Source organism: Rhodovulum viride, from assembly GCF_003265965.1.
GTDB lineage: Bacteria > Pseudomonadota > Alphaproteobacteria > Rhodobacterales > Rhodobacteraceae > Rhodovulum > Rhodovulum kholense.
Genome location: NZ_MUAV01000002.1, coordinates 132113 through 152525, shown reverse-complemented (window position 1 = coordinate 152525; position 20413 = coordinate 132113). Strand labels below are relative to the sequence as shown.

17 protein-coding genes are annotated in these 20413 nt (G+C 70.5%); 8 read left to right on the top strand and 9 right to left on the bottom strand.

What is annotated here, in order from left to right:
- Positions 1-87: 87 nt before the first annotated feature.
- From BYZ73_RS23685 to BYZ73_RS02075, 6 genes are all read right to left on the bottom strand, one after another.
- A complete protein-coding gene (locus BYZ73_RS23685; RefSeq protein ID WP_245943024.1) occupies positions 88-1389 on the bottom strand; it encodes a dynamin family protein in 1302 nt (433 codons plus the stop codon).
- A 60-nt stretch (positions 1390-1449) separates the two neighbouring features.
- Positions 1450-3519, bottom strand: a complete 2070-nt coding sequence (locus BYZ73_RS02095) for a dynamin family protein (RefSeq protein WP_181497935.1) — start codon at positions 3517-3519, stop codon at positions 1450-1452.
- A 138-nt stretch (positions 3520-3657) separates the two neighbouring features.
- Positions 3658-4788 (bottom strand): P-loop NTPase family protein, encoded by a 1131-nt coding sequence (locus BYZ73_RS02090; RefSeq protein ID WP_112314717.1) that lies wholly within the window; start codon positions 4786-4788, stop codon positions 3658-3660.
- Positions 4785-5735 carry a PP2C family protein-serine/threonine phosphatase gene (locus BYZ73_RS02085; protein ID WP_181497934.1) on the bottom strand — a complete coding sequence of 317 codons (951 nt, stop codon included), beginning with the start codon at positions 5733-5735 and terminating at the stop codon, positions 4785-4787. The genes BYZ73_RS02090 and BYZ73_RS02085 overlap by 4 nt, the downstream gene beginning before the upstream one ends.
- Positions 5719-6651: an FHA domain-containing protein gene (locus tag BYZ73_RS22615; RefSeq protein WP_245943023.1), complete on the bottom strand. Its 933-nt coding sequence runs from the start codon at positions 6649-6651 to the stop codon at positions 5719-5721. Before BYZ73_RS22615 ends, BYZ73_RS02085 begins: the two co-directional genes overlap by 17 nt.
- Positions 6652-6697: 46 nt before the next feature.
- Complete coding sequence (locus tag BYZ73_RS02075) at positions 6698-8131, bottom strand: serine/threonine-protein kinase (protein WP_112314715.1); 1434 nt, start codon at positions 8129-8131, stop codon at positions 6698-6700.
- Positions 8132-8602: 471 nt separating this feature from the next.
- Here BYZ73_RS02075 and BYZ73_RS02070 point away from each other — a divergent pair, with 471 nt between their 5' ends.
- Together BYZ73_RS02070 and BYZ73_RS02065 are read left to right on the top strand one after the other, a co-directional pair.
- Positions 8603-9403 carry a pyridoxal kinase gene (locus BYZ73_RS02070; protein WP_181497932.1) on the top strand — a complete coding sequence of 267 codons (801 nt, stop codon included), beginning with the start codon at positions 8603-8605 and terminating at the stop codon, positions 9401-9403.
- A gap of 11 nt (positions 9404-9414) precedes the next feature.
- Complete coding sequence (locus BYZ73_RS02065) at positions 9415-10491, top strand: methylglyoxal synthase (RefSeq protein ID WP_112314713.1); 1077 nt, start codon at positions 9415-9417, stop codon at positions 10489-10491.
- On the opposite strand, the gene BYZ73_RS02060 is transcribed toward BYZ73_RS02065, so the two are convergent.
- Positions 10484-11989 (bottom strand): bifunctional aminoglycoside phosphotransferase/ATP-binding protein, encoded by a 1506-nt coding sequence (locus BYZ73_RS02060; RefSeq protein WP_112314712.1) that lies wholly within the window; start codon positions 11987-11989, stop codon positions 10484-10486. The genes BYZ73_RS02065 and BYZ73_RS02060 overlap by 8 nt on opposite strands.
- Positions 11990-12139: 150 nt before the next feature.
- Between BYZ73_RS02060 and BYZ73_RS02055 the strand changes: the two genes are divergently transcribed.
- The 6 genes from BYZ73_RS02055 (at position 12140) to BYZ73_RS02030 (ending at position 18449) form a co-directional block, all read left to right on the top strand.
- Entirely contained in the window at positions 12140-13006 is an 867-nt protein-coding gene (locus tag BYZ73_RS02055; RefSeq protein ID WP_108024169.1) for a formate/nitrite transporter family protein, read from the top strand.
- A gap of 167 nt (positions 13007-13173) precedes the next feature.
- Positions 13174-14148, top strand: coding sequence for a TRAP transporter substrate-binding protein (locus tag BYZ73_RS02050; RefSeq protein WP_112314711.1), 975 nt, complete (start codon positions 13174-13176; stop codon positions 14146-14148).
- Between the two features lie 70 nt (positions 14149-14218).
- A complete protein-coding gene (locus BYZ73_RS02045; protein ID WP_112314710.1) occupies positions 14219-14767 on the top strand; it encodes a TRAP transporter small permease in 549 nt (182 codons plus the stop codon).
- Positions 14767-16080 carry a TRAP transporter large permease gene (locus tag BYZ73_RS02040; RefSeq protein ID WP_112314709.1) on the top strand — a complete coding sequence of 438 codons (1314 nt, stop codon included), beginning with the start codon at positions 14767-14769 and terminating at the stop codon, positions 16078-16080. The genes BYZ73_RS02045 and BYZ73_RS02040 overlap by 1 nt, the downstream gene beginning before the upstream one ends.
- A 36-nt stretch (positions 16081-16116) precedes the next feature.
- Positions 16117-17034 carry a hypothetical protein gene (locus BYZ73_RS02035; protein WP_112314708.1) on the top strand — a complete coding sequence of 306 codons (918 nt, stop codon included), beginning with the start codon at positions 16117-16119 and terminating at the stop codon, positions 17032-17034.
- Positions 17035-17129: 95 nt separating this feature from the next.
- Positions 17130-18449: an acetamidase/formamidase family protein gene (locus tag BYZ73_RS02030; RefSeq protein ID WP_112314707.1), complete on the top strand. Its 1320-nt coding sequence runs from the start codon at positions 17130-17132 to the stop codon at positions 18447-18449.
- Positions 18450-18501: 52 nt separating this feature from the next.
- Here BYZ73_RS02030 and BYZ73_RS02025 read toward each other — a convergent pair whose 3' ends face one another.
- Together BYZ73_RS02025 and BYZ73_RS02020 are read right to left on the bottom strand one after the other, a co-directional pair.
- Complete coding sequence (locus tag BYZ73_RS02025) at positions 18502-19209, bottom strand: VPLPA-CTERM sorting domain-containing protein (RefSeq protein ID WP_181497931.1); 708 nt, start codon at positions 19207-19209, stop codon at positions 18502-18504.
- 60 nt (positions 19210-19269) lie between these two features.
- Complete coding sequence (locus BYZ73_RS02020) at positions 19270-20373, bottom strand: glycerophosphodiester phosphodiesterase family protein (RefSeq protein ID WP_112314705.1); 1104 nt, start codon at positions 20371-20373, stop codon at positions 19270-19272.
- Positions 20374-20413 lie beyond the last annotated feature (40 nt).

The following is a 20413-nucleotide window of genomic DNA, read 5'->3' as shown; positions in this document are numbered from 1 at the left end:
CGCGTCGCGTGCCAAGGGGGTGCAACGGAATGGACCTTAGCGGGCTTACACGCCTTGCTATGGACCGGACGTCTGGTCAGGCCGGCGTCAGGCCGGCGGGGGGGCTGCGCCGGGCCGTTGTGCGCGCAGGGGCCGCGGGCTCCGGGTGCGGCTTTCGTCGATCTGTACCCGCCGCGGACGCACGGGCATGCCAGCCCCGCCGACGCGCCAGTCCGGGTCCAGCAGGACCGGCGCGTCCCGGTCGTTCGCCGTTGCGCCCAGCAGCCGCAGCACCTGCCGCAGCGCATGGCCAAACCCGTCGGCGCCGCTGGCAGCCCAGCGCGCCGGGTTATCGCGTGCGTCCAGCGCGTCTGTCAGGGCGATCGGGCAGATGTCGGCAAAAAGCCCTTCGGTTTCGCGCCGCACCCGGCGCAGCACCCGGGCGCGATCGCGCTCGGTCACCAGCTTGTCGAACCGGGTCAGCAGCAAAAGGCTCGTTTCGCCCAGCCGGTCGGCGAACATGTCCCAGACCGCGGCTTCGGACTGGCGCCAGGCCTGGGTCGCATGGCTGCACCAGATCACCCCGTCCGCGAGGCCGATGGCGTTTTCCCAAACCTCCGAGCCCATGTTCGGGTCCGAAATGCCCGGCATGTCGATCAGGTCGCAAAGCTTGAGGATCTCGGCTTCGGCATGGATCTGGATCAGCCGGGTTTCGGCGGACGACAGACGGTGCAGGTCGTCCATCTCGACGGGTTCGGTGCGGCCGAAACGATCCTCGCGCCAGGCAGGGGCAGAGCCGTAGGAGAGCCGTACCGGCGGCAGCTGGGTCGCGGTCACCTTCACCGGCAGCGGCGACTGGCCGATCAACAGATGGATCAGCGTGCTTTTGCCAGCGCTGAATTCGCCCATCAGCGCGAGGCAGGGCCGTGCCCCGGGGGGCAGATCGGCAGGGTTCGGGTGTGCGGCGAAGGCGGGCAGATGCGGGCGAACCTCGACTTCGACCGGATCGGCTGGGCGGGCCGGATCGGCGCCGGCTGCAAGGGCATCCTTGTCAGGTTCAGGTGCAGGCGCAAATTCAGGGTCGGCCTCGGGCGGTGTGGCCTCGGCCGGGGGGGCAGAGGTGTCCGTCTGCGGCGGTTCCGAGCTCCCGTGCGGGATCTGGTCCGCGCCCGTCTCGACCGCGTTGTCCGGATCTGCTGCGGGACGGTCAGAGCTGGTGTCGGCGTCGGGCGTGGTCTCCAGGGCGTCGGACCGGTCCCGGCCACCGAATTGCGCGCGCACGGCCTCTTCGGGGGCCAGCGCCGGACGGCTCGCACCGCTTTCGCCCGGGCGCGGCCGGGCCGGTGCCGCGTCCATCGCCTGGGCGCGTTCCAGCATCGCCCGGATATCAAGGTCGTAGGGGTCGCTCATCTGACAGTCTCTTCCGCAGGTCTCGGGCGTCGGCGGGTCTCAGGCCGCCTCTTTCAGCTCTCAGGCCGCCTCTTTCAGCATCGTCGTCATCGCGCTTTCGATGGCCTGCAGGCGATCCTGCCGGGCCTGCCTCCGCAGCGCCACGTCCAGAGCGTCGGGCGCGACCTCGTCCTTGCGGGTCAGGGCCTCGACGATTTCGCGCTGGTCGTCGACAAAACCGGCCAATGTCGCCATCAGATCGGCGCGGACCCGTTCGGCATGGTCGTGGCGCAGGGCATCGAGGATCGGCAGGGTTTCGTCCCGGATCATCGCGTGGAAATCGGCGGCGAAGGCGCCATGGCCGCGGCGGCGGGTCCACCAGCGGCGCCACCAGCTGCCCTTGACGTCCAGCGCGATGGTGCGCGCGATGTCGACCGGTGGCCCGATCCGGGGCGGGTCGGGGGCCTCGACCGTGAACGCGCCGTCAAGCCCAAGCGCATTGCGGTAGACAGCGGCGATATCGCGCGCGAGCTCGTCCAGCACGCCCCGCGCTGCGGCCTGCATCCGCGTGCCGAAAAGCTGGCAGGCCGAGCGCAGCAGCATCCGGAGCCCGGTCGGTTCGTAGGTCCAGACGGTGCCTTCGCCCTGGGTTTCCAGATGGGCGATCAGGGCCGCCGTGGCGCGGTCGAGAAAACTGCGATGCGACCGCTCCAGCCGGGTCCGGAACTCGGTCTGTTCGCGGTCGATGACGCGGGCCAGGGCCTCTTCGGCGCGATGCGCGATGGCCGCGATCTGGGCCTCGAGCGTGGCCCGGTCGACTGTCGGCCGCGCGCCTGCGGGAAGGGCCGTGCCCTGCGCGGCGCCGATGCTGCGGGCAAGATTGGCGGTGCTGCGGGCGATGCGGTCCAGCACCTCGCGGCCAGCGCCGTCGTTGAGGCGCTCGGCAATCGTGCGGTACAGCGCGGGCAGGCCGGACATGTCCCAGACCCCGCGCAGCTGGGTCTGCGGGTCCTCGCCGCCCTGAAAGCGTTCCCGGGCCAGGCGCTGCAGCGCGCGGCGGCTGCCTTCGGGCAGATCCGGCAGCGTGCCGCTCAGCGCATGGGCGGCCCAGACCGCGCTGCCGAACAGGATCGGCGCGTCCACCGGGCCGTTCTGCGCCTTCAGCGTGGCGCGGATCGAGGCGCGGATCTCGGCCACTTGCGGGACCGGATCGGAAAGCTCGTCGATGCGGTTGACGAAGATCACCACGTCGCGTGCCTTGACCGTGGCGATCAGCCGGATCAGCGCCATGTCGACGCTGGACAGCGCCTGATGCGCCGACAGCACCAGCACGCAAAGCCGGCTGTCGCGGATTGCGCCGATGGTGATCTGTTCGCGCATCAGGAAGGTGTCGTTGACGCCGGGCGTGTCGCGCAGGCACAGGCGCATGGGCATCGCCGCATGATCGACCTGCAGATCGGCCGATTTGGTGATGTCGGCGAAGCGGCCCGCGGCCTCGAACCGGGCGTCGGCGCCATCCTCTTCGTCGTCGAAATCGTCGCCGAGACAGACATAGCGTTCGACGAGCCCCAGATCGAAGGCGGAATAGCGGTGCTCCTGGCCCAGCAGCAGCTCGAACCGCCGACCGAGGCGGCCCTGGGATTTCTCGCGCATCCGCTCGACCTGGCGGCGGACCTTGTCAAGGTCGTCTTCGGCCCCGGCCCGGCTGGCCAGTTCGCCGAGACGTCCGCCCTTTTCGACCAGCCGCGCCCATTCCTCGCGGTCGAAGAAGCGGAACCGGGCCTCGCCCGCGCGGGTCTGAGGGGCGGGCGCCAGATGGAGCGAGGTCACGACCGAGGTCCAGGGGTTCACGTCGGCGGGCAACAGGTCGGGCCAGCCCAGCATCGCGTTGATCAGCGAGGTCTTGCCCGCCTTGACCTGGCCGATGAAGGTCACGCTGGGTTCGAGCGCGTCAAGCTGTGCGGACAGCCGGAGCGCGCCGCGCGCGGCGGTTGCGTCGCCGACCCGGCCGAGATCGGCCAGCGCCGCGCGCAGGGTGGCCAGACGCTCGGCGACCGGCGCAAACCCGTCAAGCCCATCGCCCAGCAGATCCGGGTGACGGGCTTCGGGCCGGGCGGCTTCGGGGCGCGCGGAGGCAGATGCATCCTGCATCACGGGTCCAATCCCCATTTTCTGGCCTGCGACTCGCCCGAGACTGCGCCAGCCCGGCGGAAGCAGGCGTTTTGTTGTGGCATCTGAAACAGTTATGCGCTCGAAAATGGCCATTGCATGGCGTCGTTGCGGCGTTCCTCAGGCGCTCAGCCGGGTCTCGAACCCGCGCCGCAATTGCAGCAGAAGCGTGACGGCATCGGCGGCTGCGGCCGGATCGTCCTCGACCGCCAGAAGCTGCAGCATCTCGGAGGCATCGAGGATGTCCTCGTCGAGATCGGGGCAGACATCCCGGACCTCGCCCAGAAGGTCGGCAAGGCTCAGCGCGGTGTCGGCGCAGATCCCCAGAACCCCGGCGACGGCGTCGTCACGGTCGACCCGTTCGGGAAGCGTGGAGGTCGCCTGGGCAAGAACCGCAAGCCCGCGTTCGCAGAGGTTCCGGTCGTCCGCGCCGGCGCGGGGGCGAAGGCGCTTCTGCACCGCATCGGGCGGCGCGGAGGGGGACGGCGGCTTGGGCCCGGGGCTTGGCATCGGGGCACCCGCGCCGGGGTGCCCGCGGCGCGGGCCAGGGCCCGAGAACCGGCCATGGCTGCCATAGCGGTGCAGGAAGGTCTCGGCCAGGTCGCGGTCGGCATCGAAGCCCTGCCGCACCATCCGCTCGAGTGCGGCGAACAGCGCCTTGGCGCCGCTTGGCCCGTGTTCGGCGGGCATGCAGGGCGCGCGGCCACGGTCGGCGGCCAGCGCCTCGGTGGTGGCCAGCGGAAAAAGCGCATGGAAGTCGACGCCCACAAGCTGGCGCAGCCGGTCCAGCCGGTCGTACAGCACGCCTTCCCGGATCAGCAGGTCGGCTTTGGTCAGCACCAGAAAGGAATGGTCCTTCAGGCTCTCGGGTACCCGCGCCCAGGCGGCGCTTTCGGGCGCCTCGAAACTCTGGCTGGTCCAGAGCACGATATCGGGCATCCCCGCGCCACAGGGCAGCGTCTCGTCGGGCGCCAGAGGGCATTCCAGCAGCAGCATCCGGTCGAAAAGATCCGAGGGAATGCCCGCAGGGGGCGCGTTCGCGACCGGGCCGGCATCGGCATCCCATCCGGCCAGCAGCGCGATCAGCGACGACTTGCCGGTCTGAGCAGGACCCGCGACCGCCACCCGCACCGGCTGCGACAGGCGCTGGCGCAGCCGCATGCCCTGGCGCCGTCCGGGGTCGGGCAGGGTCCCCGCCGCGAGAACCGCGTCGATCCGGGCGATCAGGTCGTCTTCGGGGGCGTCGGTCACGACAGCCCCCCGCGATGGCCCGGAAGCCAGCGGGCCGCCAGCGCGCCGAACCGCGAGCGCGGGGCCGTGGCACAGGGACAGTCCGGGCGCGGCCCGGTCTTCGGGGGAGCGTCGAGCAGGCGCAGCGGCGGATGCGCCTGCACCGCCGGCTGACCGGCCGCGCAGAGCACGCGGATCACGCTGAAGCAGACATTGTCCTGTTCGGGATCGGCGATGTCCTCGATCGCCCGGAACAGCGCGTCGGCAATCTCGGTGCTGGACCGCGTCCGGTTCTCTTCAAGAATGGTGCGGATCCGGTCGAGGCCGATATAGGCCAGCCCGTCGCTGGCGGCGACCAGGATGTCGCCCTCTGCAAGCTCCAGCGGGTCTTCGGGACAGTCTATCTGGGTGATCTCGGTGCCGCAGATCGCCGAGGTCAGGCAGTTGCGGTCGGGGTGGCGGCGCGCCTCTTCCGGGGTCAGCAGGCCGATCCGGGCCATGCCGTCGATCTGCGGCGCCAGCGAGTGGTCCTTGTTGATCCGCTGCAAGGCGCCGTCGCGCAACAGCAGCAGAGGCGAGTCGCCGACCGACAGCCAGAACAGCCGGTCTCCGGCGACGATGGCCGCAATCAGCGTGGTGCCCATGCCGCGGGTTTCGGCATGGCGCCGGACATGGACGGCGATCGAGGTATTGGCGGTATCCGCGGCGCGGCGCAGAAGCCGGGGCGCGTGGGCCAGCACCCTATCGGGGTCGCCCGCACCGCATTTCAGCGCGCTGAACACCTCGGTCACGGCGATCTGGCTGGCGACATCGCCCGCCGCGTGCCCGCCCATGCCGTCGGCCAGCACCACCAGCCCGACCCGCCCGCCGATGGGGAAGTCCGACACGATGGTGTCTTCCTGATGCGCGCGCCGCCCCTGGGCGATGCCCGAGGCGGTGTCGAGCCTGAGATCAGCGTGTGCGGTCATCGGCGTCGGGTCCGGTCTGAGGGGCGTTCCAGGCGAAACCCGGACCGCAGAGGGCGATGAATCGCAGGCGCGTCTCGCCGAGCCGGATCTCGTCCTCATGGGAAAGTTCTTCGGTCGACAGCAGCGGACGGCCGTTCAGGCGCACGATGTTCGCCTTGCCGCCGCTGCCGAGGTAAAACAGGCCCTGTTCGTCGTCATAGGCCAGGAGCGCATGGCCAGAGCGCGAGATGGCGGTATCGCCGAAATCGAGCCGCACCGCCTGATCGGGGCCGCGCCCAATCTGCGAGACACCGGAAAAAAGCGCGAAATGGGCGCCGCGGCCCGGCCCGGCGGTCACCACCAGCCAGCCGACCGGAAACCGCCGAAGATCGGGGCGGTCGGCGGGCGTCTCGGCCTCGGCCGGGGCGGGGCGATGCCCGGCGAAGGGATCGGCCGTCTCTGCCTCCGGCGCGCCGAAGCCCAGGAACCGGGTCCTGGCGCGGAGGCTCTGCCGCGCGGCGGGGGCGGCGATGGCCAGCGCAGAGAGGTCGTCGTGCTGCCCTGCGGGGGGCGGCGGTGCCCGGCCGGCCGCTTCGGTTTGCGGCAGGGATCGGGGCTGCGCGTCCTGCGCGGTTTCGGGAGTGAGGGGCTCGACCATGCTGTGCAGGCGGGTCATCGGCCGCTCGCTGCCCCGATGCGGGATGTCCGCCATCGGGGCGTCAAGGTCGGTCGGAACGCGCGCAGCCGGGACCCCGGCCGTCCGGGCGGCGGACAGGCTGGGAACGCTCCCGGTGTCGTTTTCGCGGATGATGCTGCCGAAGATCGGCGCATCGGTGCCGAGATCGCTTCCCCAGGGATCGGGAGCGTCGAGGGGCCCGACCTCGCGCCGGACGGCGGGGCCGTCCTCGGCCTCGGGCTTGGGTCTCAGGAAGTCCATCGCGTGCCTTCTCCGTGCGGCAGTGTGGAGGCCCATCGCGGGCCGGTTACGGGCGCGTCCTGCTGCGGCGGCTCAGGGCGCCGGACGCGAACCGTCCGAACAACCCGCTGCCCGGCCGGGGCGGCGCGCCCGGCGGGGCGGGGCCGGCCCCGGCCAGTGTGTCGGCTGCGGCAGTCTGGGGCGCCGCCTGCGGCGCTGCCGCCGCAAGGCGCCTGACCGGCCGGACCGCCGGGGCGGTGCCAAGGCTGGTGTCCGGCTCGGCGGGCAGGGGATCGGGCGCCCGGTCGGGGTTGGGCGTGGCCGGACCGGGGGCTGTGGCGGTTACCTCGTCCTCGTCGTCGAGGGTGCGCCAGGCGAAGGGGCGGCGGCGCGCGGGCGGGCGCGGCGGCTCGGCCGGGCCGCGGGACCGGGCCTCTTCCTCGGCGAGGCGGCGCGCCTCGGCGACGGCGCGGTTGGTTTCGTCGACCAGCCGCGAGATGACGCTGCGCGTCGCGCTGTCGAGGACGGGGTCGGGGGCCTCGGCGGGCGCGGGACCGGCGGCGGGCCGCGGCGGCGCGGCGTCCAGCAGGGCCAGCCAGTCCCGCGCCGATTGCGGACGGTCGCGCGGGATCACGTTCAGCGCCAGGTCGATCGAGGCCAGCAGGGTCCGGGGCAATCCGTCGATCCGGCCCGCGAGCGGCTGATAGGGGTCGGGATCGCCCGCGGCCAGCGCGGCGGTCCGGATCTGGCTGTTGGGCGGGGCCGCGCCCGCGATCAGATGATGAAAGCTTGCCGCGAGGCCGTAAAGATCCGAGGCGGGCCCCTGACGGATCCCGGCCACGTAGAATTCCTGCGGCGAGTAGCCGTCCTTGACCACCTGCATGCGCGACAGCACGCGGCTGGTACGGGTCGCGCGTTCGCGGGCCGCGCCGAAATCGATCAGCACCGGATTTCCGTCGCGTTCGATCAGGATGTTGTCGGGCGAGATGTCCCGATGCAGCAGGCTGCGGTCATGGACGAAGGCGACCGCGTCGAGCAGCTTGCGCAGCATGTCCTCGATCTGCGCCGGGCTCGGCCGTTCGCGCGCATCCTCGATGATCTCGAGCAGGGTCTTCCCGTCGACGAAGTCGAGCGCCATGTAGGCGGTCGAATTGTCGGTGAAGACCTGATGCACGCCGACGATGTTGGGATGATCGAGCCAGGCCAGACGGTGCGCCTCGTCGATGAAAAGCTCGACGATGGCGTCGAATTCCGGGTCCTGGGCGCGGCTGCGGGCCTGAACGTCAAGCCCCGATCGGGTGCAGAGCGTATCCGGAAAGCATTCCTTGATGACCACCCGGCGGCCCAGGCTGTCGCGCGCCAGATAGGTCAGCCCGAACCCGCCGGAATTCAGAAACCGGTCGATCCGGTACTGGCCGCGCAGCAGGTCTGTGCCCGGAAGCAGCTCTTCCATCTGGCCCTCGGGGGGAGTGGGGCTTTGCGTGTCGAGGGCGGCGGTCATGCTGTCGGTCTGTGGCTTCCGGAGGCGGTTTCGGGCGGCGGTTTCGGGCGGCGGTCGTGCAGGGGGCGGCGTCGGACCTGCGGCAGGCGGCGCAAGCGGCCAGCCGAGGCCCGGCGGATCGCGGGGCGGCTCGAGCTGGACTGTCACGGAAAACTTGGACCAAAACATGGATGTTGCCCGCCGCATTCGGGCAAATTCGAGGCAATGTGCCGGTCGTCTCCCCGAGCATCCGCCGGTCTTTTCCCCTGAACGCCAGGTCAAACCCCGCGGAACGGCCGAACCGGTGCCCCTGGCGAAACACCCGGTGGGCCCCGGCCGTCCGGCGGTCTCGGGTCTGCCCGGCGACGGCCCTTCGGCTGCCATGCTCGGGGCCGCTGCGGGCGGGCGCGCGACGCGGGTTTCGACATGCCCTGCAGGCCGGTCTATAGAAGAAGAACCCGCCGTTCGGGCGGAGCAAGACAGGGGCAGGGGATGGCGCGCGTCCTGATCGTTTCAAGCTATGTGGCCTCGGGCCATGTCGGCCTTTCGGCCTCGGGCGCGGTGCTGCAGGCGCTGGGCCATGACGTCACCGGGCTGCCGACGGTGGTTCTGTCGAATCACCTGGGCTGGCCGCAGGCGGCGGGCGGGCCTTTGCCGGTGGATCAGCTGCGCGACATGGCCCGGGCGCTTCGGGCGAATGGGCTTCTCGAGGGCCATGACGCGGTGCTGATCGGCTATCTGCCCAGCCCCGATCACGTCGCCTTCGCGGCCGATCTGGTGACCGAGATGCGCGCCATGGACCCGCCGCCCCGGATCGTGGTCGACCCGATCCTCGGCGATGCGCCGGGCGGGCTTTACGTGCCCGAGGCGGTCGCCCGGGCGGTGCGTGAGAGGCTCGTGCCGCTGGCCGACACGCTGACACCCAACCATTTCGAGCTGGGCTGGCTGACCGGCCGGGCGTTGCCCGATCTGACCGCTACGCTCGAGGCAGCGGGGCCGCTCGCGCCCGAGGTGCTGGTCACGTCGCCCCCGCTGGGGGCCGAGGCCACCGGACTGCTGGCGGTGCGCGGACGGCGGAGCGCGCTGTTCCGCACCCTGCGGCGGGGCGGCGTGCCGCATGGTGTGGGCGATGCCTTTGCCGCGATGGTCGCGGCCGGCATGGCGCCGGGCGAGGCGCTGGGCCGGCTCGACGCGCTGGTGCTGTGCAGCATTGGTGCTCCGCATCTGGCAATTGCGACCGCCGCGCCGCGCTGGGTCGCGGCCCCGGCGATCGGCCCTGAATCGCAGGTCTGAAAGGCAACGCCATGGCCTTCGACTTCATCCTGATGCTGACCGAGAACGACCGGACCATCCCCGACGCCCGGGCCCGGCTGGACGAGGCGCTGGAGGGTGGGGTGCGGCATATCGGCTTCAAGGATGTGGGGTTGCCGGTCGCCGATCTCTGCGGCCTCGCGGCCGCGATCCGCGCGGCGGGGGCGCGGTCCTATCTGGAGGTGGTCAGCCTTGATCGCGACAGCGAACTGGCGTCGGCCCGGGCGGCGGTCGCGCTTGATGTCGACTGCCTGCTGGGCGGCACCCGGGCGGCCGAGGTGACGGCGGTCACCCGCGACCATCCGCTGCGTTACTATCCCTTTCCGGGCGCTGTCACCGGCCATCCGAGCGTGCTGGAAGGCCCGGCGGCAGCCATCGTCGACTCGGCCCGGGCAATCGCCGATCTGGAACATGTGCACGGGCTCGACCTGCTGGCCTATCGCTTCGCGGGCGATGTGCCCGGGCTGATGGTGGCGGTCTGCGCGGCGGTCGCCAAGCCGGTGATCGTGGCCGGAAGCATCGATCGCGCCGCCCGGATCGAGGCGGCGGCCGAGGCCGGGACGGCGGGCTTTACCGTGGGCACGGCGGCGCTGGCGGGGGCCTTTCCGGCCGAGGCGGCAGGCTTTGCCGGTCAGGTCCGCGCGATCCTGGCGCTGGCGGCACGGGCGCGGGCGCAATCGACCGCGCCGAGGCGGCTGGCGCTGGTCGCCCATGACGCGCGCAAGGCGCAGCTTCGGGCCTGGATCGGGCGCCATGCCCGGGCGCTGGCGGGCCACCGGCTGATCTGCACCGGGGGGACCGGAGCGATGGTCGCCGCGTCGGTGCCGGGGCTTTCGGTGCAGCGGCTTCAGCGCGGCGCGCGGGGCGGCGACCAGCAACTGGGCGCCCTGATCGCGACGGGCGAACTGGACGCGGTGATCTTCTTCGCCGATCCGCTGAGCCATCCGGGCGATGTCGATCTGCAGGCGCTGACCCGGCTGGCGATCCTGCACGACACCCCGCTTGCCCTGAGCCCCAGCGCCGCCGACGCGCTGGTCGCAGCGCTTCTGCCGGGCCTGGCGCCTAGCTGAGGCGCGCGCGCAGCCGCGCCAGCGTGGCCTCGAGCGTGCCGTTGGCGTCGATCCTGGTCCAGCCGATCCGGCCCGGCCCGTGCGAGAGCTGGGTTTCCAGCACGTCGAGCGTGGCGTCCGAGGCGCTCGCGCCCCGGGTCGCGATCCGGTCGCGCAGCCGGTCGGGCGCGGCCTCGAGCCAGAGCGCGTCGAACCGGAGGCCCGCCAGCCGGTGTTCCAGCTGGGAACGGTGCGCGGCGCTGTCGAAGACCGCGCCGACGACCACCGTGGCGCCGCCTTCGGCAAGCTTTCGGGCGCGCGCGGCAATCCGGGCATAGACCTCGTCCGAGACGCCCGGAGAATAGGCTGCCTCGGGCAGATGCTCGGTCGCCTCGACGCCGAACATGGCCTTTCGGGTGCGGTCGCTTTCCACGATCCGGGCACCGGGCGCAGGCCCCAGATGTGGCGCGATCCGTTCGGCCAGCGTGGTCTTGCCGCTGCCCGACAGCCCGCCCAGAACCACCACCCGGCCGGGCTCGGGCGCCAGCAGGTCGCGGGCCAGGTCGAAATAGCCTTGCGCGGCGGCGGCGCGGTCCGGGTCGTCCTTCGCGGCGGTGGCGGTCACATGGGCGCGGACCTCGGCCCGGACCGCCATCAGGAAGGGCAGAAGCCCCTGTGCGTCCTCGGCGCCCGCCGTGTCGAAATAGCGGTTCGCCACCCGGTTCGCGAGCTCGGGCAGCCCGCGATGCCAGAGGTCCATCAGCAGGAATGCCAGATCGTAGGCGACATCGACCGTGGCCAGCGCATCGTTGAAATCGATGGCGTCGAAGACCTCGGGGCGGCCCTCGTGCAGCACGATATTGGCCAGATGCAGATCGCCATGGCAAAGCCGCACGAGTCCCCGCGCGCTACGCCGATCAAGCTGCCCGCGATGGCGCCGGAAGACCCGGCGGAAGCGTTCGTCCAGCGCCGCGACCCTTTCGGGCGCGAAGACCCGGCTGGTGGCGAAGCCTGCGCGGTTGATGTCGAGCACGCCCTCCATCAGCGCGCCGCCGCCGGGGCGGCGCACGACGGGCGCGCGGGCATGCATCGCGGCGACCGTGCGCGCCAGGCTTTCGGCATGGGCCTCGGTCAGCACCCCCGCCGCGGCCACTCGGTCGAGAATGTCGTTCTGGGCAAAGCGCGTCATCTCGACCACCGCATCGACCAGCGGCCCGTCGCCGTCGAAGGCAACCCCCCCGGCCTGCCGGGTGATCCGCCGCACGCCCAGATAGATGCCGGGCGCGGTCGGGCGGTTCAGCGCAAATTCCTTTTCGCAGGTCTCAAGCCGGATCTGGGGCGTCGAGAAATCGGCATAAGGCAGGCGCACCGCGCGCTTGAGCTTGAAGGCGCGGTCCCCGGCCAGGAAGATGCGCGAGATATGGGTCTCGATCTCGCGCACGGTTTCGCCGTCCGGCGCGGGCCCACAGGGCTGGCTGCGCAGGAAGTCTGTGACCTCGCTCTGGTCGTCCAGGATCATGGGCGCTCTCCTCCGGGCCAAGCCTAGCCATCGGTTTTCGGTCCGAACAGGGGACAGATGCGCCCGGAGGCGGCGCTGCCCTTGGCCCGGCCCGTCCGGCGGCTAGATCAAGGACGTGGGGCCGCGCCGCCCCCAAGGACAGGAGAGCCGATGGCCGCGACCACGCAGAAGAAATACGAAGACCGCATCCCGGAGCATCAGCGCGAGGCCATGGAGTCCAAGGCGCCGATCCGGGCACTGGCCTTGTTCGAGTCGATCCGCCGCGAGGGCGCGCATGAGCTGAACCGTCCGGCTTCGGCGTTGGCGCTGTCGGGGCTGACGGCGGGGCTGGCGATCGGGTTCTCGGTGTTGTCCGAGGCGCTTTTGCGGACCCATCTGCCCGACGCGCCCTGGCGCCCCTTGATCGAGAATCTGGGCTATTCCGTGGGCTTCGTGCTGGTGATCCTGGGGCAGCTTCAGCTGTTTACCGAGAACACCATTACCGCCGTCTGCCCGGTTCTCGACGAGCCCCGGCCGCGGGTTTTTGCCAGCCTGGCGCGGCTCTGGTCGCTGGTGCTGGTCACCAACCTGATCGGCGCGGCCGCCTTCGGCTGGGTGCTGCATGCGGGCACGATCTACGAGCCCGAGTTGCGCGCCGCCGTGGTCGCCCTGTCAGATCACGCGACCTCTTACGGCTGGTGGGAGACGGCGGTCCGGGGCATCGGCGCGGGATGGCTGATCGCAGCCCTGGTCTGGGTCAAGCCGAACGCGCGCAATTCCGAGCTGTTCCTGATCGTGCTGGTGACCTACCTGATCGCGCTTGCGGATTTCTCGCATGTGGTCGCGGGCACCACCGAGGCCGCCGTGATGGTCTATTCGGGCGGCATGAGTGTCGCGGCCGCGCTGGGAGGCTTCGTTCTGCCCGCGCTGGTGGGCAACATCCTCGGCGGCACCGTCTTCTTCACGCTGCTGACCTATGCCCAGATCCGCAGCGAACTGGTCGGCGACCCAGCGCCCGAGCGGGCGCGGCGCCGCTAGGCCCCGGCGCGCGGGCTTTACCCGCTTGCTGGTCGGACTGGTCCCCGCGGACAGGCGGGGACCGTGTCGCGACAGTTAACGCTTGCCTCCCCGGCGCCCGGACGGTTCCATGGCGGGACAAGAAAAGGCCCGTCCCGCGCGGGCCGCAAAACGGGGAGTGACAATCCATGAAGATGCTGACGACCGCCCTGGCCGCGGCCGCGCTTTGCGCCGTGTCGACCGGAACAAGGGCCGAGACCTGGGACATGCCGATGGCCTATGCGGCCTCGAACTTCCATTCCGAGGTCGGCGCGGAGTTCGCCCGATGCGTGGGCGAGGCCACGGGCGGTGCGCTGGAGATCGTGACCCATCCCTCGGGCGCCCTGTTCGGCGGCGCAGAGATCAAGCGCGCGGTGCAGACCGGGCAGGCCAATATCGGCGAACGGCTGCTGTCGGCGCATGAGAACGAGAACCCGCTGTTCGGGGTGGATTCGATCCCCTTCCTGGTGTCGTCCTTCGACGAGCATGAACGGCTTTGGGCCATCGCCGAGCCCCATGTCGCCGCCGCTCTGGAAGAGGACAACCTGCATTACCTCTATTCGGTGCCCTGGCCGCCGCAGGGGCTTTACGTCAACAAGCCGGTCGAGACGGTCGAGGATCTGAAGGGCGTCAAGTTCCGGTCCTATTCGGCGGCGACGGCGCGGATGGCCGAACTGACCCGCATGGTCCCGGTGCAGGTCGAGGCGGCCGAACTGAGCCAGGCGCTGGCCACAGGCGTTGCCGAAAGCTTCATCTCGTCGGGCGCGACCGGCTATGACCGCAAGGTCTGGGAACATCTGAGCCATTTCTACGAGGTCGATGCCTGGCTGCCGCGCAATGCGGTCTTTGCCAATCTCGACGCCTGGACCGGGCTCGACGAGGCGACCCGGTCGGCGGTCGGCGATTGTGCCGCCAAGGCCCAGGCCGAGGGGCTGGAGCGTTCGAAAGCCTATACCGCCTTCACCGTCGAGGGGCTGAAGGAAGGCGGCATGACCGTCGGCCGCGCGCCCGAGGGGCTGGTCTTGGGGCTGAAGGCCATCGGCGAGACGATGACCGGGGAATGGCTCGACCGGGCGGGCGACGAGGGCCGCGCCATCGTCGAGGCTTATCGTCAGGGCCAGTGAGGCAAGGCAGACAATCAGGTCGGCTCCGCGCCTGGCACGCGGGTCCGGCGCGAACCGGCGGGGGCCTCGGATGGCAAGGGCAGCAGCAGGGCTGAGGGCGCTTCGGCGCCTCCTCGATGCCCTTTATCTGGCGGGCGGGGTGATCGCGGCGGGTTTCCTGCTGGCGATCCTCGGACTGATCGTGGCGCAGATGGTGGCGCGCTGGACCGGGCATGTGGTGCCGGGGGCGTCGGACTATGCGGGCTATTGCATGGCCGCGGCCTCGTTCTTCGCCTTTGCCCATGCGCTGGACCGGGGCGCGCATATCCGGGTGGGGCTTTTGCTGACGGCCTTGGGGCGGCACCGGCGCTGGGCCGAGATCTGGGCGATGGCGGTCGGCGCCGTGACCGCCACCTTCTTTGCGCGCTATGCGGTCAAGGGCACTTACTGGTCCTGGAAACTGGGCGATGTCAGCCAGGGTCTCGACCGCACGCCGCTGTGGATCCCGCAGCTGTCGATGGCGGCGGGCACGGTGCTTCTGGCGATCTGCTTCTGGGACCATCTGATCCGGCTGATCGCGACCGGCGATGACGGCATCCGCACCGAGCAGGCCGAAGACCGCCCGGCGGGGCCGCGCTGATGGAGCAGCTGGCCCCGATCGCGATCTTCCTGTTCGTCCTTTTCCTGCTGCTCGGGTCCGGCGTCTGGGTCGGGCTGGCGCTGATGGGCGTGGCCTATGTGGGGATGGAGCTGTTCACCGCGCGCCCGGCGGGCGATGCGATGATCACCCGGATCTGGTCGGCCTCGTCCTCCTGGACTCTGACCGCGCTGCCGCTGTTCATCTGGATGGGCGAGATCCTGTACCGGACGCGGTTGTCCGAAGACATGTTCCGGGGCCTCGCGCCCTGGATGGCGCGGCTGCCGGGCGGGCTGATCCATACCAATATCGTGGGCTGCACCGTCTTCGCGGCGGTCTCGGGCTCGTCGGCGGCAACGCTGACCACTGTCGGGCGGATGTCGATCCCCGAGCTGCGCCGCCGCGGCTATCCCGAACCGATGGTGATCGGCACGCTGGCCGGGGCGGCAACGCTGGGACTGATGATCCCGCCCTCGCTGACGCTGATCGTCTATGGCGTCACCATCAACGAGTCGATCACGCGCCTTTTCATGGCCGGGGTGGTGCCGGGGCTGGTGCTGGCGGCGCTGTTCATGGCCTATGTCGCGCTGGCTTCGCGGCTGTCGAAGAGCTTTGCCCCCACGCCCGAGCCCGCCCTGTCGCTGATCGAGCGGCTGAAGGCGGCGCGCCACCTGCTGCCGGTGCTGTGCCTGATCGTGGTGGTGATCGGGTCGATGTATCTGGGCTATGCCACCGCGACCGAGGCCGCAGCCTTCGGCGTGCTGGGCGCGCTGGCGCTGGCGGCGGCGCAGGGCTCGCTGTCGGCGGCCAGCTTCGGCGCAAGCCTGATGGGCGCGGTCCGGACCTCGGCGATGATCGCGCTCATCCTCGCGGGGGCGGCCTTTCTGTCGCTGTCGATGGGGTTCACCGGCATTCCGCGCGGGCTGGCCGACCTGATCGCCGGGTTCGATCTGTCGCGGGTCCAGCTGATCCTGGCGCTGCTGGTCTTCTATATCGTGCTCGGCTGCTTTCTCGACGGGATCTCGTCGGTGGTGCTGACCATGGCGGTGGTCGAGCCGATGATCCGTGCCGCCGGGATCGACCTGATCTGGTTCGGCATCTTCATCGTCGTGGTGGTCGAGATGGCCCAGATCACGCCGCCCATCGGCTTCAACCTCTTCGTGCTGCAGGGCATGACCGGGCATGGCATGGGGTTCATCGCGCGCGCGGCGCTGCCGATGTTCCTGATCATGGTGGTCATGGTCTTCGTGCTGATCGCGGTGCCCGAGCTGGCCACATGGCTGCCCGACAGGCTGCGCCAGCGGCCGGGTGGCTGAGGCGGGCATGAGCTTTACACGTCTTCAGGGTGCGGCATGATCCGATTTCTGGGCGCTTTGGCCGCGCAGGGGCGCTATTTGCTGGTTGCGGGGCTTGCGACGGGCGTTCTGTTGCCGCCGCTGGCGCAGGTGATGCGGCCCTGGCTGCCCGAGATGGTCGCGGGGCTGATGTTTCTGGCGGCGCTCCGGATCGGGCCGCGTCAGGCGCTGGGTGCGGCGCGCGACCTGCCGGGGGTGCTGGCACTGGTCCTGCTCTTGCAACTGGCCCTGCCGCTGGCGGTGGCGGGCGGGGCGGCAGCGCTGGGCCTGGGCGGCACCGCCGTTGCGACCGCGCTGATCCTGATGGCGGCGGCCTCGCCGATTTCGGGCGCGCCCAACCTGACGGTCCTGAGCGGTGGTGACCCCGCCCCTGCGCTGCGACTGCTGATCGTGGCGACCGCGCTTCTGCCGGTGACCGTGCTGCCGGTCTTTCTGCTGGCCGAGGGGCTCGGCAGTCCTGCGGCGGTCCTGGCCGCGGCGGGGCGGCTTCTGGCGGTGATCCTGCTGGCGGCGGGCGCGGCCTTCCTGCTGCGCGCGACCTGGCTGAGGGCGCCGCGACCCGAGACGATCTCGGCGCTGGACGGGCTTTCGGCGCTGGCCATGGCCGTTGTCGTGATCGGGCTGATGGCCGAGGCCGGGCCGACCCTTCTGTCCCGTCCGGCCGAGCTTGCGGGGTGGCTGGCGGTGGCGCTGGCGGTCAATCTGGGGCTGCAGATCGTGGCCGACCGGGTGCTGGCGCGGGGGCCGCTGAGGGACCAGCGGCTTCCGCTGTCGGTTGCTGCGGGGAACCGCAACATCGCGCTTTTTCTGGTGGCGCTGCCTCCCGGGACGACAGACCCGCTGCTGCTGTTCATCGCCTGCTACCAGGTGCCGATGTACCTGACCCCGCTGCTCCGGCGACGGCGCGGCGGTTAGGCCGGGCCGTCGGGGGACGGACCGCGGAGCGGCAATCTCGACAGGGGCGGGCCCGCGGCTAGGTATCGGGGGCGAACAACAAGGAGACAGCCGAGATGGCCGATGGAAGCAGGACGGGCGGCGCGTGCCGAAGCCTCGTCGTCAACGGGTTCACCAACAGCGTGCTCGACCCCGACGCACCGATGCTGGGGCCGGTCGAGAATGGCGGAACGGTGATCGCCAATACCGCGCCGGGATGCTGGGGGCCGATGATCACGCCCAGCCTGCGCGGCGGCCACGAGGTCACCCGCCCGGTCGCGGTCGAGGGCGCCGAGCCGGGCGACGCCATCGCCATCCGCATCCGCGACATCACCGTGACCTCGGTCGCGACCGCCTCGGGCCATGACAGCTCGCCCGCGGGGTTCTGCCTCGGCGATCCCTATGTCGCGGCGCGCTGCCCGACCTGCGACGCGCTCTGGCCCGAAACCCATGTCGAGGGGATCGGCCAGGAGGCCGTGCGCTGCAATGTCTGCGGCAATGCGGTGACGCCCTTCGCCATCGTCCATGGCTATACCGTCACCTTCGACGATACCCGCAGCGTCGGCCTGACCCTGCCCAAGGCCGCGGCCGAGACCATCGCCCATGACGCGGATCACTACGCCGCGCTGCCCGATGCCAGCCACCAGCACTCGATCCTGGTCTATGCGCCGTCGGACATGCCGGGCGCACTGGTCCGGATGCGCCCCTTCCTCGGCCAGCTTGGCACCTGCCCGTCGAAGGCCATGCCCGACAGCCACAATGCGGGCGATTTCGGTGCCTTCCTGGTCGGTGCGCCGCATCCCTATGCGCTGAGCCCCGAGGAACTGGCCCGGCACAAGACCGATGGCCACATGGATATCGACGCGGTCCGTCCCGGCGCCATTCTGGTCTGCCCGGTCAAGGTGAAGGGCGCGGGGCTTTACATGGGCGACATGCATGCCGGTCAGGGCGATGGCGAGATCGCGGGCCACACGATGGACGTGGCGGGCAGCGTGACGCTGCAGGTCGAGGTGGTGAAGGACTATCCCATCGACGGGCCGGTGCTGTTCCCGCTGGCCGAGGACCTGCCGCCCATGGCGCGTCCCTTCACCGCCGAGGAAAAGGCGCGCGGCGAGCGGCTTGCGCGGCGCTGGGACGTGGCGGCGCTGGAAGAGGTGGCGCCGGTTTCGGTCATCGGCACCGGGGCCAACCTGAACATCGCGATCGAGAACGGGCTGGAGCGGGCGGCGACGCTTCTGGATCTGTCGGTCGCCGAGATCCGCAACCGCGCCACGATCAACGGTGCCATCGAGATCGGCCGGGCGCCGGGGGTGATCCAGGTCACCTTCCTCGCGCCGCTCGACCGGCTGGATGCGGTCGGGCTTGGCGATTACGCGCGCGAGCAATACGGTCTGTGAGGACCGGCTCCGGGGGGCGGGAGTGCCGCCCCCCGGGTTTGGTTCGGCCTCCTCAGGCCGGTTTTTTCGCGCTACGGCGCCGCAGCCCGGCCACCCCGGCCAGGCCCGAGACCAGCATCAGTGCCGAGGCCGGCAGTGGCACCGGCGCGGGCGCGACCGGATCGGCGAAGGCGAAATAGGCGTTGTCGATATAGCCGTCATTGTTCGTGCCGCCGCTGATCCGGGTCGAGCTGAGCACGAAGGTCAGATAGGCGGTGCCGACGGGAACGGCGCCCGAGGTTTCCTGATAGTATTTGCCGCCCGCAGTGATCTGGGTGTCCCAGGACCCGCTGTAAAGCGTGCTCGACATCAGCGCGTCGCTGCCCAGCTGGGTGTCGTCGGCTCCGAAGAAGAAGACCGACATCACGCCCCGGTCCTCCTGGGTGTGCCAGCCGAAGAGGTCCGCCGACATGGTGTAGTCGAGCCCGGTCGTGCCGAGCCGCGAGAGGTCGTCGCCGGTCAGGCTGTAGGTCTGCGAGATCGCGGTGAAGGTGCCGGGCCCGGCAAAGAAATAGGACCCGGTGTCGATCCAGGGATCGGTCGAGCGCAGCCGGTAGGTACCTTCCCAGCCGTCGGTCGTATTGTCGAAGGTGCCGTTGACGATCAGGCTGGCGGCGGCGACCGGCGAGGCCAGCGCGCCCAGAAGCACGGCTGGCAGAACGGCGGGCAGCGCGCGGCGCAGGACGGGCCGGAAGAGAGAGCGGAACAGGGCGGTGAACATGGGAGTCCTCATGGAACAGGGAAAGGGCGGTCGGGGATACCGGCCGCAAAAGACAGCGGCTCAGGCCGCGAGGGCCGGACGGCGGCGGCGCGCGAGGCCGCCAAGCGCGGCCATGCCTGCCAGCAGCATCGGCAGCGCGGCCGGAAGCGGCACCGGGGCGGGCGCCACGTCATAGCCGCTGTTGGCCAGGGCGGCGTTCACATAATCGGCGTTGTCGGTGATGAAGCCGTCGACACCCCAGGCCAGAAAATCGGCCATCAGCGCCGCCGCCGAGGCCTCGTCGGTCGGGCGCAGGGTCCAGGCATAGATTTCCAGCCCGGCCGCATGCACCGCCGCAACGAAATCCTCGGTGATGTAGGTGTAGTTGCTGGCCACGGCATCGGCGTAGCCAACCAGTTCGCTCAGCAACTCGTAGCTGGTGCCCGACCCGTTCAGGCCCAGCGCCCAGCCCTCGGCGGTCTGCACGCCGCCATAGCCCAGCAGGTCGACATAGACATCGGCCCCCGCGGCCTCGAACAGCGCGGACATCTCGCGCACGTTGGCCACGCTGAAGGATTGCACCGCCCCGTTCGAGCCGGTTTCGCCGAAGCCCTTGTCCAGCATCTCGGCCACGACCTTGGCGTTGACCTCGGGAGTGTAGCTCGATTTCAGCTCGGTCAGCACGCCCAGATCGGTGCCATGGGCGGCATTGTAGGCGTTCACGGTGTCGAGGAACTCGCCCAGCGTCGGCACGCTGAAATCGGTGGTGGGGGTGAAGCCCGGATAGCTGTAGGAGGCCGACCCCGTCGGCAGAAGCGTCAGCTGCTTGATCTCGGCCAGGGTGAAATCGGCGACGCTGTAGCCGCCGTTCCGGGGCGGGAACCTGGCGGCGATGTTGGTGGTGCGTTCGAGCGTGCCGTCATGCATGACGATTAACTCGCCGTCCCTGGTAACCTGAACGTCGGTCTCGACCATGTCGGCGCCAAGATCGCCTGCCAGTTCGTAGCCGGGCAGGCTGTTCTCGGCCAGATAGTTGGGCGCTCCGCGATGACCGATCACCTTCGGGGCCTGGCCGGACAGGGTCTGCCAGTCGAGCGTGGCGGCCTGGGCGGCCGGGGGCGCCAGCAGCGGGCAAAGCGCAGTCAGCAGCGCACCGACAAGGGCGCCGTTCGAAACGAGCTTCATGATGTCCTTCCTGATTGCGAAGTGGGCGCAGATCGTGCCC